This is a genomic window from Pseudomonas sp. MONT-RG-20F-20-E-7-02 (assembly GCF_022662395.1).
GTDB lineage: Bacteria > Pseudomonadota > Gammaproteobacteria > Pseudomonadales > Pseudomonadaceae > Aquipseudomonas.
Genome location: NZ_JAKNQN010000002.1, coordinates 689620 through 704421, shown reverse-complemented (window position 1 = coordinate 704421; position 14802 = coordinate 689620). Strand labels below are relative to the sequence as shown.

The window sequence follows — 14802 nt, the reverse complement described above, 5'->3', positions numbered from 1 at the left end:
CTTGAACTGGCCTAATGATTTTGGACACTTCAATCGGGCGCTATGATGGCGCCCAAATCTGAGGTGTTTGGCTATGCGTAAATCTTATTCGAGTGAGTTCAAGCTCAAGGCTGCCAGCATGGTGCTGGACGAAGGTCAGCAGGTTCCCGAGGTGTGCGCCAGTTTAGATATTGGCCCCACAGCCTTGCGCCGCTGGGTCGATCAGGTGCGCAAAGAACGCCTGGGTTCGACGCCGGTAGGTGCCAAGGCGATTACCGCAGATCAGCGAGAGATTCAGAGGCTCAAAGCCTTGCTTAGAGAGAAAGACCTGGATATCGAAATCCTAAAAAAGGCCAGTGCTCTCCTGCTGTTGGACGCCAAAGATCATTCACGTTGATCGATGAGCTGGACGAGCAGTACGGCGTGATCAGGTGTTGCCGGGTGTTTAGCGTCAACCGAAGCAGCTTTTACGCTTGGCGTCAGCGCCAAGGCAAAGCAAATCCTGAGCGGGAGAAGCTCAAGGCCGCGCTGGTCAGGCATCACAAGGCATCGCGGGCGTCTGCGGGAGCGAGGACTTTGGCGAAGGAGCTGCAAGAGAAAGGGCATCGCATCGGGCGGTACTTGGCTCGCAGTTTGATGCGCGAAGCTGGGATCGCCAGCCGTCAGCGCCGACGTCACAAGTACAAATCGCCCGGCGTGGAGGCCTTGGTGGCTCCGCACGTGCTCAAGCGTAAGTTTGATGTCACGGCGGTCAATCAGGTGTGGTGCGGCGACGTGACGTACATCAAGGTTGGCAAGCGATGGCTGTATTTCGCTGCGGTTCTGGATTTGTTCGCCCGCCGGATCGTGGGCTGGTCGTTTTCAATGATTTCCGATGCCACGCTGACGTGCGAGGCTTTGCGGATGGCTGTTGAGCTTAGAGGTCGCCCTAAAGAGGTGCTGTTTCACTCAGACCAGGGTTGTCAGGGCGGATTCAACCGGTCGTCGCAACACTGGATTGTTGTACAGACTTTAGATACTCATTGAGTGCTTCGGCAGGTGTTTTCCAGCCGAGTGTTTTTCGAGGTCTAGTGTTAAGTACGTGAGCTACCGCCTGTAATTCTTGGGCACTCCAACGAGAGAGGTCAGTGCCTTTCGGGAAGTATTGCCGTAGAAGGCCGTTCGTATTTTCGTTTGTACCGCGCTGCCATGGACTATGTGGATCAGCAAAGAAAACCTTTACTCCGGACTCGATGGTAAATCGAGCGTGATCCGACAGCTCCTTTCCACGATCCCAGGTCAAAGATCGCCACAGCTCGATGGGAAGATCAGTCACCGTCTTCTTCAATGCGTTGGCCATACTAACAGCCCCATAGCCAGCCAGCGCCGGGCCGTTCTTCGTGCGGGGAATTAGCCCATAACCTTTCTCGCGAGGCAGATGGACGAGCATGGTAAATCGAGTTGAGCGCTCGACCAGAGTTCCAATCGCAGACCGGTTCAGACCGATGATCAGGTCGCCCTCCCAATGCCCGGGTACAGCCCGATCTTCTACCTCAGCAGGGCGACTGGAGATCATGACGTCCTCGCTGACATGTGCCCACACTTTGGCCTGCGCTCTGGCTCTCGGCACGCGCAATGCGCGTCCTGAGCGCAGGCAGCTCACCAGTTCGCGCTTGAGAGCTCCTCGACCCTGAATGTAGAGCGCCTGATATATGGCTTCATGAGAGATGCGCATGGATTCATCATCCGGAAAATCGATCTGGAGCCGGTTGGCAATTTGTTCAGGCGACCAGCCATTGACCCATTTACGGTCACTGCGATGCGGTTTATTTCGGCCTTTGAAGGGTGCTTGCCGAGGCCCAGAAATCTCACGACCATCGGCGTCTTGAACCTTGCCCTCAAGGCGGTCGCGTACGTACTGGTGCAGTCGCGGGTTAGTGACCAATTTCGCTGGTTTCGGCCTCTTGGCCACCAGTTCTGCCTTCCATTGCGCTACTGACGCTCGATATTCAAGCCGACCGCAACGGGTAGCAGCATTTCGTGTCAGCTCCCGTGAAATTGTCGATGGGCTTCGTCCAAGGCGACGGGCGATCTCACGAACGCCAATACTTTGCGCTCGAAGCAGCCCAATCTCTTCTCGCTCTGCAAACGATAAGTATCGTCCTGATATGTGATTCGACATGAATAATGGCATCCCGCCGCGATGACGGAACCAGCGTGTACCTACCGCTGTTGATACGCCAACGGCATGTGCTGCCTTTTCGCTTGTGATGCCTGTTGCAATCTGCACCCAAAATAGCCGCTCGATCTCATTACGAAGTGAGGGCGCACCTGGAGAACGCATCGCTCCCCGGCCCGTCAATTTTTGCATCCATCCTGCGGGTCGTCCCATAAACACCTCGAACAAGGTGTTGCGACGACCGGTTGAATCCGCCCAGTACACCAGCCATAAGTTCAGGAATGAGCTGCTGGAGCATGGCCTGCGGCAAAGCATGAGTCGTAAAGGCGAATGCTGGGATAACGCTCCGATGGAGCGTTTCTTCGGAAGTTTGAAATCAGAGTGGGTGCCCGAAACGGGCTACGCGTCAGAGCATGAGGCCCGGGCGGATGTGCAGCGTTATGTCTCGCGCTACAACATCACCAGGCCTCACAGTTACAACGGTTACCGGTCGCCGGTCGTCAGGGAGAGACTGGCGGCGTGAACCTTAAATGGTGTCCAAGATTACTTGACCAGTTCAGCTTGCCCGCGAAGGCGGTGGTTCAGTCAGTACATGTGTGACTGACACACCGCCTTCGCGAGCAAGCCAGCTCCCACAGAGGGTTACGCGGCGTGCAGGCAGTTCAGTGCGCGGTCGGCGAGGGTTTTGGCCTGGATGATCAGGTGCTCGGTGGCGCCGGCAATGTCGCGTTGATCGCCGGTCAGCGCTTGGGTGGAAACGGCGGCGGTGGCGGCAGCGCAGCGCAACAGGTCGCAGAGTTGGGCGAGGGCGTCTTCGAAGCTGAGGTCGTGATGGACGGTGAACGAGGGCGGTGAGTCGGGTTGCAGATAGTGGCTCAGGGCGCGCTCGAAGATTTCGCGGGGTGGGTCTGGGACGATTTTTTTCATGAATGAAACTCCTAAGTTTGGGAGCCATTCTTTTGCAGATCTCACTCGACAAAAGGTGGCAGCTATGTGCGGGGTGAGATAACCGGTCAGGAGCACCCGGCCAGACCTAAGTCTGCCCGCACACAGCCGCCATAGAGCATGTTGCTCGCGGTTGTGGCACTTGGCACTCCGTTCACAGGATCTCACTCCTGATCGCTGATATGCAGCGACGGAGCGAAGGCTAGCCAGTGGACTGAGCAGGCGCAAGGCCAAAGGATTGTCTAGGAAACGTCCTGCAAATTAAAGGGATATGGATTGCTGGCCTTTAACCATGCATGTCCCCCAGCGTGCGTGGGGCGATGAAAAAGGGGCAGCCTACCGCTAAGTAGAGCTGCCCCGGTTGTTTTACCCAAGCACTATTTTCGGGCAAACAAACCCGTTCAATTAGCCCCTGTATATTCTAAAGGGGGCGGAATAAACGTCGGAACCTGGCGAGCTATCAACAACATAAATGTCTTGGGGGTTCCAGGAATACCACAACGTCCAGCATTTCCATGTCGTGGTACCTGCGGGAATCTGGATCCCGTAACCGCCCCCGGCGTAGGGACCGATTCTTATCCCTCTGGCGAAGGGACGAGCATCGCAAGTGCCGTGAATTTCTGTTGCAAGGCCTTCCGCGGCAGTGGTGGAACCTCCGTTGTAAATGCCTCTGCCCGATGACGCCACGATCCCAATCGTGATAACTGGAGGGTTGACCCGGGTGTTCGCCGTGTGAGTGGTCGGCGGAAATTCAACGCTCCCCGGCCTGTTATCAGTGCCATCAAACGCCACCCACACCTTCACCGTAACTGCTTTGTTATGCGGCACGCCCGCTATCCAATCACGCGATACTGGCAGGCCGGATAAGCCCTCCCTGGCCTCTGCGGCGGTGATGGGATAACCCTCCAGCACCTTCAACTCCCCTCCATCCCTAATAAGGCTCAACCATACCCGTTGCCCAGCTTTAATCAGCGGCCATATGGCCAATGCCGCTGTGGCATTGCCCTTGATGCTGTTCAAAACAAGCGCCGTACCCGAGGCCAGGCCATTAATCAGCGCCCTGGGTAAGTTGGCCTGCGCAATAGTGCCGACGGTGATGGTCTGAACATTAGACTGCGTAATTTTGGCGCCGCGCACCACGGAATACTTTAACTGCACCCTGCTGTTCACACTGTTGTGCAACACCTGAGCGGCCGTCAGATCAACCACCACTGAGCCACTTGCCTGCCCCTTGAGTGTGGTTTGATACTGAGTGCCATTTTCGAAGACCCAGCACAGCGGGATGATATCCGTGGCCAGCATGCCTGGGTATTTCACCGTGACACTGGTGTTGTTCTGAATTGTCAGCGGGTCAACCGTCGTCTCTTGCGCCGTACTGGAGACGCCGTTGAGGGTTGGGTAAGGCAACGAAGCCGGCAGTTGTTGGATGATAAAACTTGCCGTGTTGAACAGGGTCGCCGTATGCAGAAGAGGAAGGCCCGGGAAGCTCACCCAAAACTTGATTTCGAAGTGCGATCCGTCCTGGAGGTTGCGCACCTTGTCCACCGGCAAGCTCAGCGTCACGCCCTTGGTCAGGTTGTCTGTGGTGACTTCATTGGCGGTAAAGATGTTCTCGGTATACGGCGTTCCATCCGCAAAGGTACCCGAACACTCCAGCCACATGTGTTGGCCCACACGCATAAACTCCCAAATCGCTACTAAAATTCGAGCCGATACATCCAGTAAGTCCACGGGCAACACGGTGGTGTTCTCCTGCCCGCTGATACGCGGTGCAGGCAGCGACTTGAGTGCCAACAGGCGCACTTTTAACGGCGCAAACGCGTAATGGAACTTTCCGCGCATAATCTTGCAGGTGATTTCAATGTTATTGCCGTCCTGGCGAATGCCCTTGGCAATCACATCTGCAGGAATAGTGATCTTGACGCTCTTGGCCTTCGGGTCGGCCGACACGACCGTTTGATATCGGCTGACGTCGTATTGTCCCTTCCACTCGAAAGCAATCCGGTCAGTGGCCCGCGCCGTCGAGTACTTCATCTCCACGGTGGCACCATTGATGACGTCTTTGGGCGCAAGGGTGCGCTCTTTGGGATCCGCTTCCAGCACTTCAAGCGAGGTGAGTACCACTGGCAGGCCGATGGTGACTTCATAGAGCTCAGAGCGCAAAACCTTGGGGGGCTGCCCAGCCTTGATGACGCTGTAGGTGCACAGGAGGCTGCCATTTAAATTATCGGTGATAATCTTTACATCCAAGGGGATTTCCAGTTTGGGTAAACCAGGCCCTTCGAGCGATTTGGTAATCTTGATAACGCCGCTGGTTGAACTCCTTTTGTCCTTGCCTGTAACCGACCACTCCACTCGGTCGCCGTTAACCGTGCTGGCCACGGGGATGTACATCGATGTGCTGTCATACACCAACGTGTTCGGGTCGATGTTGTCGTCGACGGCATCGGCTAAATAGATTCGCGGCAGCGTTGCGATGCGCTCGCCTATTTCGAAGGTCATTCTCTTCGATTGACGGATAACTGAAGGGATCTGGTCTTCGTTGATCGTTTCATAATAAGCGTAGAGCGGGCCGCGCCCCTCGAACACGCTCAGCGCCTGCGCGGTCAATCGGCGTGTGCCGCCCTGCGGACCCGCCAGTTGATTCAGTGAAATTTGTAGGCCGCTCCCATCCGCCCTGGCCGATTCCACGTAAAAAATTTCCAGATAGTCCGGGTTATGGGGCTGATAGCTGGGAATGACGCCTGCGAGTTCTGTCTTGGCCGGGGACAAACCTGCTTCGCAGGGGATGATATTCGGCGCCTCCATCAATGTCGCCGTGCCCACCACGCGCACTGAGGTGCTGCCCGACGTGCCCAGCAACTCCCCGGCATCGCTTTTCACCACGAACGATATCCGAAGATTCCAGTCGGCCAAATTATTAACGTACTCTTGGGGGAGCGGGACTAATTCGCTGTGCCTGTTTCTATCAATAACCACCGGCAACTCGATAGTGATGGGGTCATTATTCAGCCGGGTTGCTACCAATGTGACATAGACCTTGTGCGGTGGCTGCGGCGCCTTGTCGTAACCCTTTAGCGTGACTTTTATATTGAGGTTCGAGTCCTGCTTCAAACTGTCCAGATCGATCTGATCAAGCGGGTCGTCGCCCAACTGAACCAATGGAAACTGCAACAGGTCGGGGTTTAATTCGCTGATAAATTTGATCGGCTTGGAGTACTTGTATTTCCCCTCAGGTGTGTTCCCCACGACATCTATCACCGTGAAGTCGAGCAACACTTCACCGTTCTTGGGGAGTTGTTGGATAGTCGCTTTATCGATATGAACCTTGATGGGCTTAAGGCTCTTGGCCTCATCGGGGCTTACCACATGCTCCACACAAATATTGTCAAATCGAATGATGATGCGGTCGTTCTGGCGAATGTTCAGATAGGGCTGGAACAGGCAGTCGAAACCGTTCTTGGCTACTTCTTTGTTGATGACCCCACCTTTAATAAGGTCAAGGCCTTCCGTCCACATGAACAAACCGCTGTGCCATGGCTCCTGAGGCCGCTGGTCTTCCCCTCCGGGGATGGACTGTTTGAACAGCATCGTTTTCGGAACGGAACGGCTTTCCTGTTTGTTACCGAAACGCACTACCCGGGCAAAATAGGGGTTGTCCCCGTCGGGAATCTTGTCTGCGTCAACGAAGAAGTAGTCAATGGGCCCAAGGCTATCAAGAGGGGCCAAGACTAGCTGCTGGGGCGGAACGCCCATGTATAGGCCCCTTAAGTCGCCAGGGGTCTGATCTTCCCAAGCGTTGAGACCCCACCTGGAACGAGGCACCAAGGCTTCACGCCCCAGGCCCTCGGAGGAATTTTCAGGATACAAGGTCTTGGTCAGATCCACAGTATCGAACGGCTGGAAGGGGATGGTGAGGGATTCGTCATAAGGAAGTGGGACGGTAGACATGGCTATTTACCTTGGCGGGTCAGGGGGGCGCGGGACTAGCGCGACGGGCAAGGTGAATAAAGCGCTTGGGAGGGAAGTCGGATCTACTGTCAGAATTGACAGTGGCGACGAGCGGTAGTGCAAGCCCGCTGCCTACCAAATAAAGGGATATGGATTGCCGGCCTTTGACACTGCATGTCTATCAGGCAATGTCTATCAGATGTGGGAGCTGGCTTGCCTGCGATGGCAGCACCTCGGTGTGACAGAAAGACCGAGGTGCCTGCATCGCAGGCAAGCCAGCTCCCACAGGGGGTTATGCGGCGTGCAGGCAGTTCAGTGCGCGGTCGGCGAGGGTTTTGGCCTGGTTGATCAGGTGCTCGGTGGCGCCGGCAATGTCGCGTTGATCGCCGGCCAGCGCTTGGGTGGAAACGGCGGCGGTGGCGGCAGCGCAGCGCAACAGGTCGCAGAGTTGGGCCAGGGCGTCTTCGAAGCTGAGGTCGTGATGCACGGTGAACGCGGGTGGTGAGTCGGGTTGCAGGTAGTGGCTCAGGGCGCGCTCAAAGATTTCGCGGTCGAGGGTGAAGCGGGGTGGGTCTGGGACTATTTTGGTCATGCGGATATTCCTACTGAAAAAGGAGCCATCCGGATGTCGGTCTCACTCGACAAAAGGGTGGCAGCTATGTGCAGGGTGAGAATACCGGACAGTAGGACTCCAGCCAGACCGAAGTCTGCCTGCACACAGCCGCCATAGAGCATGTTGCTCGCGGTTGCGGCGCTTGGCGCCTACTGGTTCACAGGTTCTCACACCCGATCGCTGATATGCAGCGACGGAGCGAAGGCTAGCCAGTGGACTGAGCAGGCGCAAGGCCAAAGGATTGTCTAGGAAACGTCCTGCAAATTAAAGGGATATGGATTGCTGGCCTTTAACTATGCACCCATATTTAGTCTTACCTGCGCGTCGAATGCAGAGGGAACCGAACTGCCTTCAGGTACCAATCACTTTTCGCACTGGCTTTGACAGTGGGTTCTTATCATAAATAACGAAGAGTAGTACCCAAGATGACGACTTCCCTTTCAGCACTGCCTACGGTCTCCACCGCGAACGTCAGCGTAGGCGCCTACTCCGCGAGTAGCCCCACGAGCGTCGCTGCTGATATCGGTATGCCCAACTACCGCAGCGAGAGGAACCAGCATTTTGTTCCCCAGCAGAACGTCAAACGGCCTGAGGGCGATCACCGCAGCGCCGAGCAGATCATTAATGACAACCCCATTTTGAAAAATCTGGGCTTTCAAAAAGATATTAAGCGTGAACTGGCCTATGAGCGCCTGGGTGACTGGACTGCCAATAATCCTGATCCAGAGTCCAGGGCGGACGCCGCTTTCAATGCCGCCCGTGTCCTCAACTAGATCGACACCTCGTTGACCTCAACCGGTAAAAGTCGTGGCAAGTACTCGGATAACGGCGACCTGGAAGGCATCACACGCAGTGGCGATGCTCGTCGCGGCACGCCGGCCGGGATGTGGAAGGACTTCACAGAGCAGGGTTATAGGGCGCTACGCAGTGACCACCGTTTGGATCCGAATTCCAGCCGCCATGTCACGTCTTATGGCACCAACAACAGCAATGCCGCTGTGATTTTTGGCAAGCAGGCCGAGGATCAGTGGAATAAGTTTTAATGTAGCCCCATTAAGTAGACCTTTAATACCGTTCAGGTGTGGGAGCTGGCAAGCCAGCTCCCACACAGTTTTTTGTGCTGTTTCTGATCGTTCCCACGCTCTGCGTGGGAATGCCGCCCCGGACGCTCTGCGTCCAGGCTGCGCGCTCAAGGCTCAGGTTTTTGCGCAAAGGTGACGCGCAGCGTCACCGGATGCATTCCCACGCAGAGCGTGGGAACGATCTTCTGCAGGAGGGTTATTTGGGATACAGCGGCGGCAAACTGGTGGTGTCTGTCGCCGGGTCTTGCTCGCGCTCGGCGACCGGAATGGCCTTGACCGCACGCCACAAGTCCTCGCCCAACCAGAAATGCCCGCTCTCGCTATAGAGCGCACCGTTGAGCCCATCCAGCGCATCCGACAACGGCACAAACCGCGCCGCCATGTCTGCCAGGGTTTCCGGCTGTTGCCGCGCCCAGGCGTCCAGGGCCTGGCGCGTGGCGTGTGGGTCGTTGGCCTGGGTGGCGCGCTTGAGGTCGTCGAGCAGCGTGCGCGGGCTTGGGCCGGTTTGTGCGGCACGCTGCACGGCGGGCTGGCGCCGTGCACGCCACCACAGGCCGAAACCCAGCAACGTGGTGCAGGCGAGAATCAAGGTGCTGAGCTGCCATAGCCACAGGCGCTCATCGTCCGGCGCGGTGATCACGGTCGGGGTGGCCGGTGTGTCGACCACCAGGCTCGGGTTGGTCGCCACTTGCAGGGTGCGGGCCGGCAGGCTGGTGCGCTCGAGGTGGTCTTCGTGGGTGTTCCACCACACCACCTCCACCGCAGGCAGCTCGACGGCGCCGGCGTGGGTCGGCACCAGGGCTTCGCGGTCTTCGCGGCTGCCGATCAGGCCACGGTCGTTGTTCTGGTTGCCGAGCACCGGCTGGTCGGGGTAGCGGCGCAGGCCATTGATGTCGGCGCTGGGCAGGGCCGGCAGTTGCGCGCTGGACAGGCCTTCAGCCTTGACCGTAAGGCTGCGGGTCAGCGAGTCGCCGACTTGCACGTGCTCGGGCTCCGGGTTCCAGGCTTCGCTCAGGGTCAGGCTGCGTGCCGGGATCCACGGGGCGTCCGCCGGGTACAGCGCGGGTTTGGGTTTGACGCTCAGCGCCAGCTCGGCGGAGCTGACGTGAATCAGCTTGCCCGGCTTGGTGCCCTGCAGCGTGTTCTCCTGCGGCGGGCGCGACTCCACCAGCGTAGCGCTGAAGGTCTGCGCCGGAATCACCAAGGCGCCGCTGTGCTGGGGGTAGATCGCGTAGCGGGTTTCGATCACGCCATGGCGAATGCTGTTGATGACTTTTTCGTAGGTGCGCGACTCGCCCAGTTGCTCGATGCGCGCGTCGGGAATCTGCAACGGCGTAAGGCTGCTGTCGTCGTACAGCGACACCGAGTGGTACACGCGCACAGTCAACAGCGCCTGGGCCTGGACGTACACGCTGCTCTGGTCAAGGTTGGCTTCGATGAACACCGGCGCCAGTTCGGCGCTGGTGTTCTGGCTGGCGGTTTCCACCACTTGCAGGCTGATCGGCTGGGTCTTGAGCTCGCCCACTTGCAGCGGCGGAATCACCACGGTGCCGTTTTCCTTGGGCAGCAGGGTGATGATCCAGCGTGTGGTGGCGTGGTTGTCGCCGCCCAGTGTGGTCAGTTGGTTGATCTGGCGCGTGCCGCTGACTTCGAACATCGCATCCAGTGGCGACAAGTCGGGCTTGCCGAACTGGGTGACGTCGCTGGACTCGACCGTCAGTTCCACCGTTTCCCCGGAATTGAGGCGGCTGCGGTCAACGCTGGCGACCAGGTTCGCCGCCTGGGCGTGGCCTGCCGTTAACGCCAGCAGGAGCAGAAGGGTGGTGCGGCGGCTCATCGAGTCTTGTCCTGATGTTGTTGCTGTTCGTACCAGAATTTGCGTCGCAGCAGTTCGCCGGGGTTGTCCGGGATCTCCCGCAGCCATTGCTCCAGGGCCTGGCGGTGCTCGCCGTCGAGGTTGGCATCGGCGGGCCGCAACGGCGGCGTGGTGGTTTGCTCATCGCCCAGCTCGCTGCCCGGCACATCATTGCCACCGGCCTTGGGTGTGCCGCCGGTTTGGCTATCGCCGTTGCTGGCCTCGCCCTGGCCTTGGGGCGATTGCTCGCCGCCCGTGGCGCTTTGCCCACTGGTGCCCGGTTGCGCAGTTTGGCCGGGTTGGGTGGTTTCGTCATCTTCCTTTTTTGCCGGTTTGGCGGGCTCGGGCTCGGCCTTTTCCTGGATCAGGGTTTCGACCAGGGCTTTGTTTTTCAGCGCCGGTTGCAGGTCGGGTTGGGCTTCCAGCGCCTGTTCGTAGGCATCAATCGCCGCTTCGAGCTCGCCGGATTTGGCCAACGCATTACCGCGATTGTAGTGGGAATAAGCGTCATTGCCCTGGGCAAAACGCTTGATCGCCTCGGCGTAATTGCCCGCTTCATACAGCGCTACACCTTGCCATTGCGGGTCTTCGAAGTGTTCGGCGGCCTCGGCGGGGCGCTTTTTCTTCAGCAGGTATTGGCCTTGTTGGTCGGGGCGCAGCCACAGGTCTTGCAGTTCAAACGCATAGCTGGGCTGCGGCGCGCCCAATAACAGCAACGGCAAACAAAACAACCAGCCACGACGCCCGGCGCAGGCGGCGAGCAGCAACAGCGGCAGCAGCAGCCAGTAACCCTGGTCGGCCCAGGTGTCGAGGTGCAGCAATTGGCCATCGTTGCGCAGATTTTGCGGGCCATCAAGCAGGTTGAGCTGGCGCAGGTCTTTGTCGTCCAGGCGTGCGGCGCGGTAGCGGCCGCCCATTTCGCTGGCGAAGGCCTTGAGGGTTGGGCTGTCCAGGCGGGGCACCAGAATCGCGCCCTGTTCGTCCTTGAGGAACTCACCGCTTTCCTGGGTGACCGGCGTGCCTTCGCGGCTGCCGATGCCGAGGATCGACAAGGTCGGGGCCTGGGCGCCTTGCAACTGCAGTCGAATGCCTTGGCGTTCCTGTTTCGACAGCGAGGAGCCGACCAGCAACAGGCGCCCCTGGCCAAGGCCGCCCTGCTTGAGCAAGCCCAGGGCTTTTTCCACGGCGAGGTCGGCGCGATGGCCGGGCTCGGGCATGATCGAGGGGCGCAGGGCGTCGAGCAGGTTGCGGCTGGTGGCCAAGTCATCCGACAGCGGCACCAACGTGTGGGCGCTGCCGGCGTACACGATGATGGCGGTGGGCGCATCGGCGCGCGCCTGCAGCAAGTCATACAGCTTGCGCCGCGCTTGCTCCAGGCGATTGGGCGGGCTGTCGGTGGCGAGCATTTCCGGGGTCAATTCCAGCAGCACCACCACCGGGTCGGCGGGTTTCTGGCTGGACTGTTCAACCCGTTGCCAGCTAGGGCCGAGCAAGGCCAGCACGGCCAACAGCCAGGCGATGCCCAGCACCACCCACGGCGATTTGCTTTCGCGGCCGCTGCCGCCACTGAGCAACACCGCATGAAAGGCCGGCGGCAGAATCATCTGCCAGCGCCCGGCGCGCTTTTGCCGATGCCACAGCTGCCACAGCAGCCAGCCGAGCAGCGGCAGCAGCAACAGCCACCAAGGGCGGAACCAGTGCGGCCACAGGTCGATCATCGCCGCCTCCGCAAACGCAGGCGTTTAAGACGTTGGCGCCATTCAGGGTGCTGTTGCAGGAAATTGCCCTTGGTCGAGAGTTTATTGAAGGCGCGTTGCAGCGCGTTGTTGGGCCAGCGCTCCTGGATCACCAGCAGCATGCTCAACACCAGCGCCAGGGCCAAAGGCGCGCTGTACAGCGCCTGGGCCGGGCGGGCCTGGGTCGGCTGTTGCGCAACGGGTTCGAGCTGGTCGAGGGTTTCCTTGATCTTCTGCAGTTCGTCACCGTCACGGGCACGGAAGTAGCGCCCGCCAGTGGCCTCGGCGATAGCCTTCAGCGCGGGTTCGTCGAGGTCCAGGCTCGGGTTGACGCCGAGAATGCCCAGCGAGCCGGTTTGCTCCGGGTCGGCGCCAATGCCGATCGGGTAGATTTTCACGCCTTCTTCAGCGGCCAGGCGCGCGGCGGTCAACGGGTCGATCTGCCCGGCGTTGTTGGCGCCGTCGGTGACCAAAATGAGTACGCGGCTTTGCGCCGGACGCTGGCGCAGGCGTTTCAAGGCCAGGCCAATCGCATCACCGATGGCGGTGTTCTTGCCGGCAATGCCGATGCGCGCTTCGTCCAGCCAGGTGCGCACGGTGCGGCGGTCGAAGGTCAGCGGGGCTTGCAGGTAAGCCTGGCTGCCAAACAGGATCAGGCCGACGCGGTCGCCTTCGCGGCTTTCGAGGAAGTCGCCGAGCAAGTGTTGCACCAGGCTCAGGCGGCTGACGTCGTCGTCCTGCCAGTGCATGTCGGGGAAGTCCATGGAACCGGACACGTCCACCGCCACCAGCAAGTCGCGGCCACTGGCGGCAATCGGCAGCGGTTCGCCAAGCCATTCCGGGCGCGCGGCGGCGGTGAGCAGAAGCAACCACAGCACCACGAACGGTGCTTGCTGGCGCCAGCCCGGCAGGTTGACGCGTGCACGGCGGCGGGCCAGGCCTTCGAGGTCGGCGAGGTAGCTGACCTTTAATGCCGGCTCGCCACTGTCGGCCACCGGCAAGATAAGCCGCATCAACCACGGCAATGGCAACAGGGCGAAGATCCACGGCCAGGCGAACTCAAACATGTTTGCGAATCCAGGTGTCGACGGCTTGCGTCAGGCCGGCGATGGCCTTGTCGTCAAGTTTGCATTCGGGTTTGTAGGCGCCTTCCACCAGCACCATCCAGCGCGTGAGGCCGGCAGCCGGGCAGCGGTTGTCGAGGAACGCCAACCATTTTCGCCCATTGAGGGTGTGGCTCTGGCTGTAGGGGTAGTCGTTGCGGCACAGGCGCTTGAGCAGGCCGTTGAGTTGTTGCAGCCAGGCCCCGGCCGGCGCGCCGTCGTAGGGTTTGGGCATCAAGGCCAGCTCGGCGAGGGCGGCGATGCGCAGCGGGTCCAGCGGTTGTTCGGCGCGGGCCAGCGGGCGGCGCGTGGGCAAGAAGCGGCGCAACCACCACAGCCCCCAGCCCAGCAGCGGAATCACCAGCAGCAACAACCACCAGCCCGGCGCAGGCGGCCAGAAGCCGATGGCCGGCGGGGCAATCAGCGGTTGCAGTTGGTCGAGGCTGCTCATTGCTTTTTAACCGGGCGTTGCGGGTTGAGGTATTCGCGCAGTTGCTCGACCATTTCGCTTTGGGTGCTCAGCGGCATCAGCAGGATGCGCAGCTTTTGCGCGAGCAGTTCCCAGCGTGCGACGCGGGCTTCGGCCTGGGCTTTGTAGGCCTGGCGCAAGTCGAAATTCAGCGTGTCCAGTTCCAGCTGTGCGCCGCGCTCCGCGAAACGCAGCAGCCCGGCGGCGGGCAGGGCGTGGTCCAGCGGGTCGGAGATCGGCAGCAGCAGCAAGTCGCAATGGCGTGACAACAAACTCAGCTGTTGCTCGGCGCCTTCGGTCAGCGCGCGCTCATCGCAAATCACGATGACCAGGCTGCCCGGTCGCAACACTTCGCGGCCACGGCGCAGCGCCATGCCCAAGGCGTCGGCTTCGGGGCGGCTTTCGGTATTCAGGCTCTGGTTGACGTGCACCAGCCGGTTGAGCAGTTGCAGCAGGCTTTGCTTGCTGCGCCGGGGTTTGATTTCGTAGTGCTCGCTGTCGCCAAACACCAGCCCGCCGACGCGGTCGTTATGCCCCAGCGCGGCCCAACCGATCAGGCTGGCGGCTTGGGCGGCGAGCACCGATTTGAACATTTGGCCGGAGCCGAAAAACAGCCGGCAGCTTTGCTCGACCATGATGAAAATGGGCCGTTCGCGCTCTTCGTGGAACAGCTTGGTGTGCGGCTCTTGAGTACGCGCGGTCACGCGCCAGTCGATGGTGCGCACGTCGTCGCCGGCCTGGTACACGCGCACCTGATCAAAGTCGACGCCACGCCCGCGCAGTTTGGAATGGTGCAGGCCGATCAGCGGGCTGCGCTGGCTCGGCGTGGAAAACAGCTGCACTTCGCGTACGCGGTGGCGCATCTCAATCAGTTCGCTGAGAGTGACGCGGATTCCATCGCTTGCATTCAT

13 protein-coding genes and 1 pseudogene are annotated in these 14802 nt (G+C 59.8%); 5 read left to right on the top strand and 9 right to left on the bottom strand.

Features of this window, described 5'->3' with window-relative positions:
- The first annotated feature begins 73 nt into the window (after positions 1 to 73).
- Positions 74 to 376: a transposase gene (locus L8I05_RS08425; protein WP_242168219.1), complete on the top strand. Its 303-nt coding sequence runs from the start codon at positions 74 to 76 to the stop codon at positions 374 to 376.
- Complete coding sequence (locus L8I05_RS08420) at positions 373 to 1005, top strand: IS3 family transposase (RefSeq protein ID WP_242168216.1); 633 nt, start codon at positions 373 to 375, stop codon at positions 1003 to 1005. The genes L8I05_RS08425 and L8I05_RS08420 overlap by 4 nt, the downstream gene beginning before the upstream one ends.
- Here L8I05_RS08420 and L8I05_RS08415 read toward each other — a convergent pair.
- Positions 953 to 2329 (bottom strand): IS30 family transposase, encoded by a 1377-nt coding sequence (locus L8I05_RS08415; RefSeq protein WP_159954389.1) that lies wholly within the window; start codon positions 2327 to 2329, stop codon positions 953 to 955. The two genes, L8I05_RS08420 and L8I05_RS08415, sit on opposite strands and share 53 nt — an antisense overlap.
- 55 nt (positions 2330 to 2384) lie before the next feature.
- Between L8I05_RS08415 and L8I05_RS08410 the strand changes: the two are divergent.
- Positions 2385 to 2660, top strand: a pseudogene (locus L8I05_RS08410) (integrase core domain-containing protein); the annotation flags it as partial.
- Between the two features lie 119 nt (positions 2661 to 2779).
- Here the strand turns inward: L8I05_RS08410 and L8I05_RS08405 are convergent.
- The 3 genes from L8I05_RS08405 to L8I05_RS08395 form a co-directional block, all read right to left on the bottom strand.
- Complete coding sequence (locus tag L8I05_RS08405; RefSeq protein ID WP_242168214.1) at positions 2780 to 3064, bottom strand: hypothetical protein; 285 nt, start codon at positions 3062 to 3064, stop codon at positions 2780 to 2782.
- Between the two features lie 423 nt (positions 3065 to 3487).
- Entirely contained in the window at positions 3488 to 7033 is a 3546-nt protein-coding gene (locus L8I05_RS08400; RefSeq protein ID WP_242168212.1) for a hypothetical protein, read from the bottom strand.
- Between the two features lie 292 nt (positions 7034 to 7325).
- Positions 7326 to 7625, bottom strand: coding sequence for a hypothetical protein (locus L8I05_RS08395; protein WP_242168211.1), 300 nt, complete (start codon positions 7623 to 7625; stop codon positions 7326 to 7328).
- 446 nt (positions 7626 to 8071) lie between these two features.
- Here L8I05_RS08395 and L8I05_RS08390 point away from each other — a divergent pair, with 446 nt between their 5' ends.
- On the top strand, positions 8072 to 8419 hold the full coding sequence (locus tag L8I05_RS08390) for a hypothetical protein (protein ID WP_242168209.1): 348 nt from the start codon (positions 8072 to 8074) through the stop codon (positions 8417 to 8419).
- A 12-nt stretch (positions 8420 to 8431) separates the two neighbouring features.
- Complete coding sequence (locus tag L8I05_RS08385; protein WP_242168207.1) at positions 8432 to 8689, top strand: hypothetical protein; 258 nt, start codon at positions 8432 to 8434, stop codon at positions 8687 to 8689.
- 235 nt (positions 8690 to 8924) lie between these two features.
- Here the strand turns inward: L8I05_RS08385 and L8I05_RS08380 are convergent, their stop codons facing one another.
- From L8I05_RS08380 to L8I05_RS08360, 5 genes are read right to left on the bottom strand one after another with little or no spacing between them, the layout of a single operon-like run.
- On the bottom strand, positions 8925 to 10565 hold the full coding sequence (locus tag L8I05_RS08380; protein WP_242168205.1) for a BatD family protein: 1641 nt from the start codon (positions 10563 to 10565) through the stop codon (positions 8925 to 8927).
- The gene (locus L8I05_RS08375) at positions 10562 to 12301 is read right to left on the bottom strand and encodes a tetratricopeptide repeat protein (protein ID WP_242168202.1); all 1740 of its coding nucleotides are present in this window, start codon (positions 12299 to 12301) and stop codon (positions 10562 to 10564) included. The genes L8I05_RS08380 and L8I05_RS08375 overlap by 4 nt, the downstream gene beginning before the upstream one ends.
- Positions 12298 to 13386 carry a VWA domain-containing protein gene (locus L8I05_RS08370; RefSeq protein ID WP_159955999.1) on the bottom strand — a complete coding sequence of 363 codons (1089 nt, stop codon included), beginning with the start codon at positions 13384 to 13386 and terminating at the stop codon, positions 12298 to 12300. Before L8I05_RS08370 ends, L8I05_RS08375 begins: the two co-directional genes overlap by 4 nt.
- Positions 13379 to 13873: a DUF4381 domain-containing protein gene (locus L8I05_RS08365; RefSeq protein ID WP_153839571.1), complete on the bottom strand. Its 495-nt coding sequence runs from the start codon at positions 13871 to 13873 to the stop codon at positions 13379 to 13381. Before L8I05_RS08365 ends, L8I05_RS08370 begins: the two co-directional genes overlap by 8 nt.
- Positions 13870 to 14802, bottom strand: coding sequence for a DUF58 domain-containing protein (locus L8I05_RS08360; protein ID WP_159956001.1), 933 nt, complete (start codon positions 14800 to 14802; stop codon positions 13870 to 13872). The genes L8I05_RS08365 and L8I05_RS08360 overlap by 4 nt, the downstream gene beginning before the upstream one ends.

What these genes read in the sequence shown, in the direction of transcription:
- L8I05_RS08425 (WP_242168219.1), top strand. Translation starts at nt 74, where the DNA reads ATGCGTAAATCTTATTCGAGTGAGTTCAAGCTCAAGGCTGCCAGCATG.
- L8I05_RS08415 (WP_159954389.1), bottom strand. Translation starts at nt 2,329, where the DNA reads ATGCAAAAATTGACGGGCCGGGGAGCGATGCGTTCTCCAGGTGCGCCC.
- L8I05_RS08405 (WP_242168214.1), bottom strand. Translation starts at nt 3,064, where the DNA reads ATGAAAAAAATCGTCCCAGACCCACCCCGCGAAATCTTCGAGCGCGCC.
- L8I05_RS08400 (WP_242168212.1), bottom strand. Translation starts at nt 7,033, where the DNA reads ATGTCTACCGTCCCACTTCCTTATGACGAATCCCTCACCATCCCCTTC.
- L8I05_RS08395 (WP_242168211.1), bottom strand. Translation starts at nt 7,625, where the DNA reads ATGACCAAAATAGTCCCAGACCCACCCCGCTTCACCCTCGACCGCGAA.
- L8I05_RS08390 (WP_242168209.1), top strand. Translation starts at nt 8,072, where the DNA reads ATGACGACTTCCCTTTCAGCACTGCCTACGGTCTCCACCGCGAACGTC.
- L8I05_RS08380 (WP_242168205.1), bottom strand. Translation starts at nt 10,565, where the DNA reads ATGAGCCGCCGCACCACCCTTCTGCTCCTGCTGGCGTTAACGGCAGGC.
- L8I05_RS08375 (WP_242168202.1), bottom strand. Translation starts at nt 12,301, where the DNA reads ATGATCGACCTGTGGCCGCACTGGTTCCGCCCTTGGTGGCTGTTGCTG.
- L8I05_RS08370 (WP_159955999.1), bottom strand. Translation starts at nt 13,386, where the DNA reads ATGTTTGAGTTCGCCTGGCCGTGGATCTTCGCCCTGTTGCCATTGCCG.
- L8I05_RS08365 (WP_153839571.1), bottom strand. Translation starts at nt 13,873, where the DNA reads ATGAGCAGCCTCGACCAACTGCAACCGCTGATTGCCCCGCCGGCCATC.
- L8I05_RS08360 (WP_159956001.1), bottom strand. Translation starts at nt 14,802, where the DNA reads ATGAATGCAAGCGATGGAATCCGCGTCACTCTCAGCGAACTGATTGAG.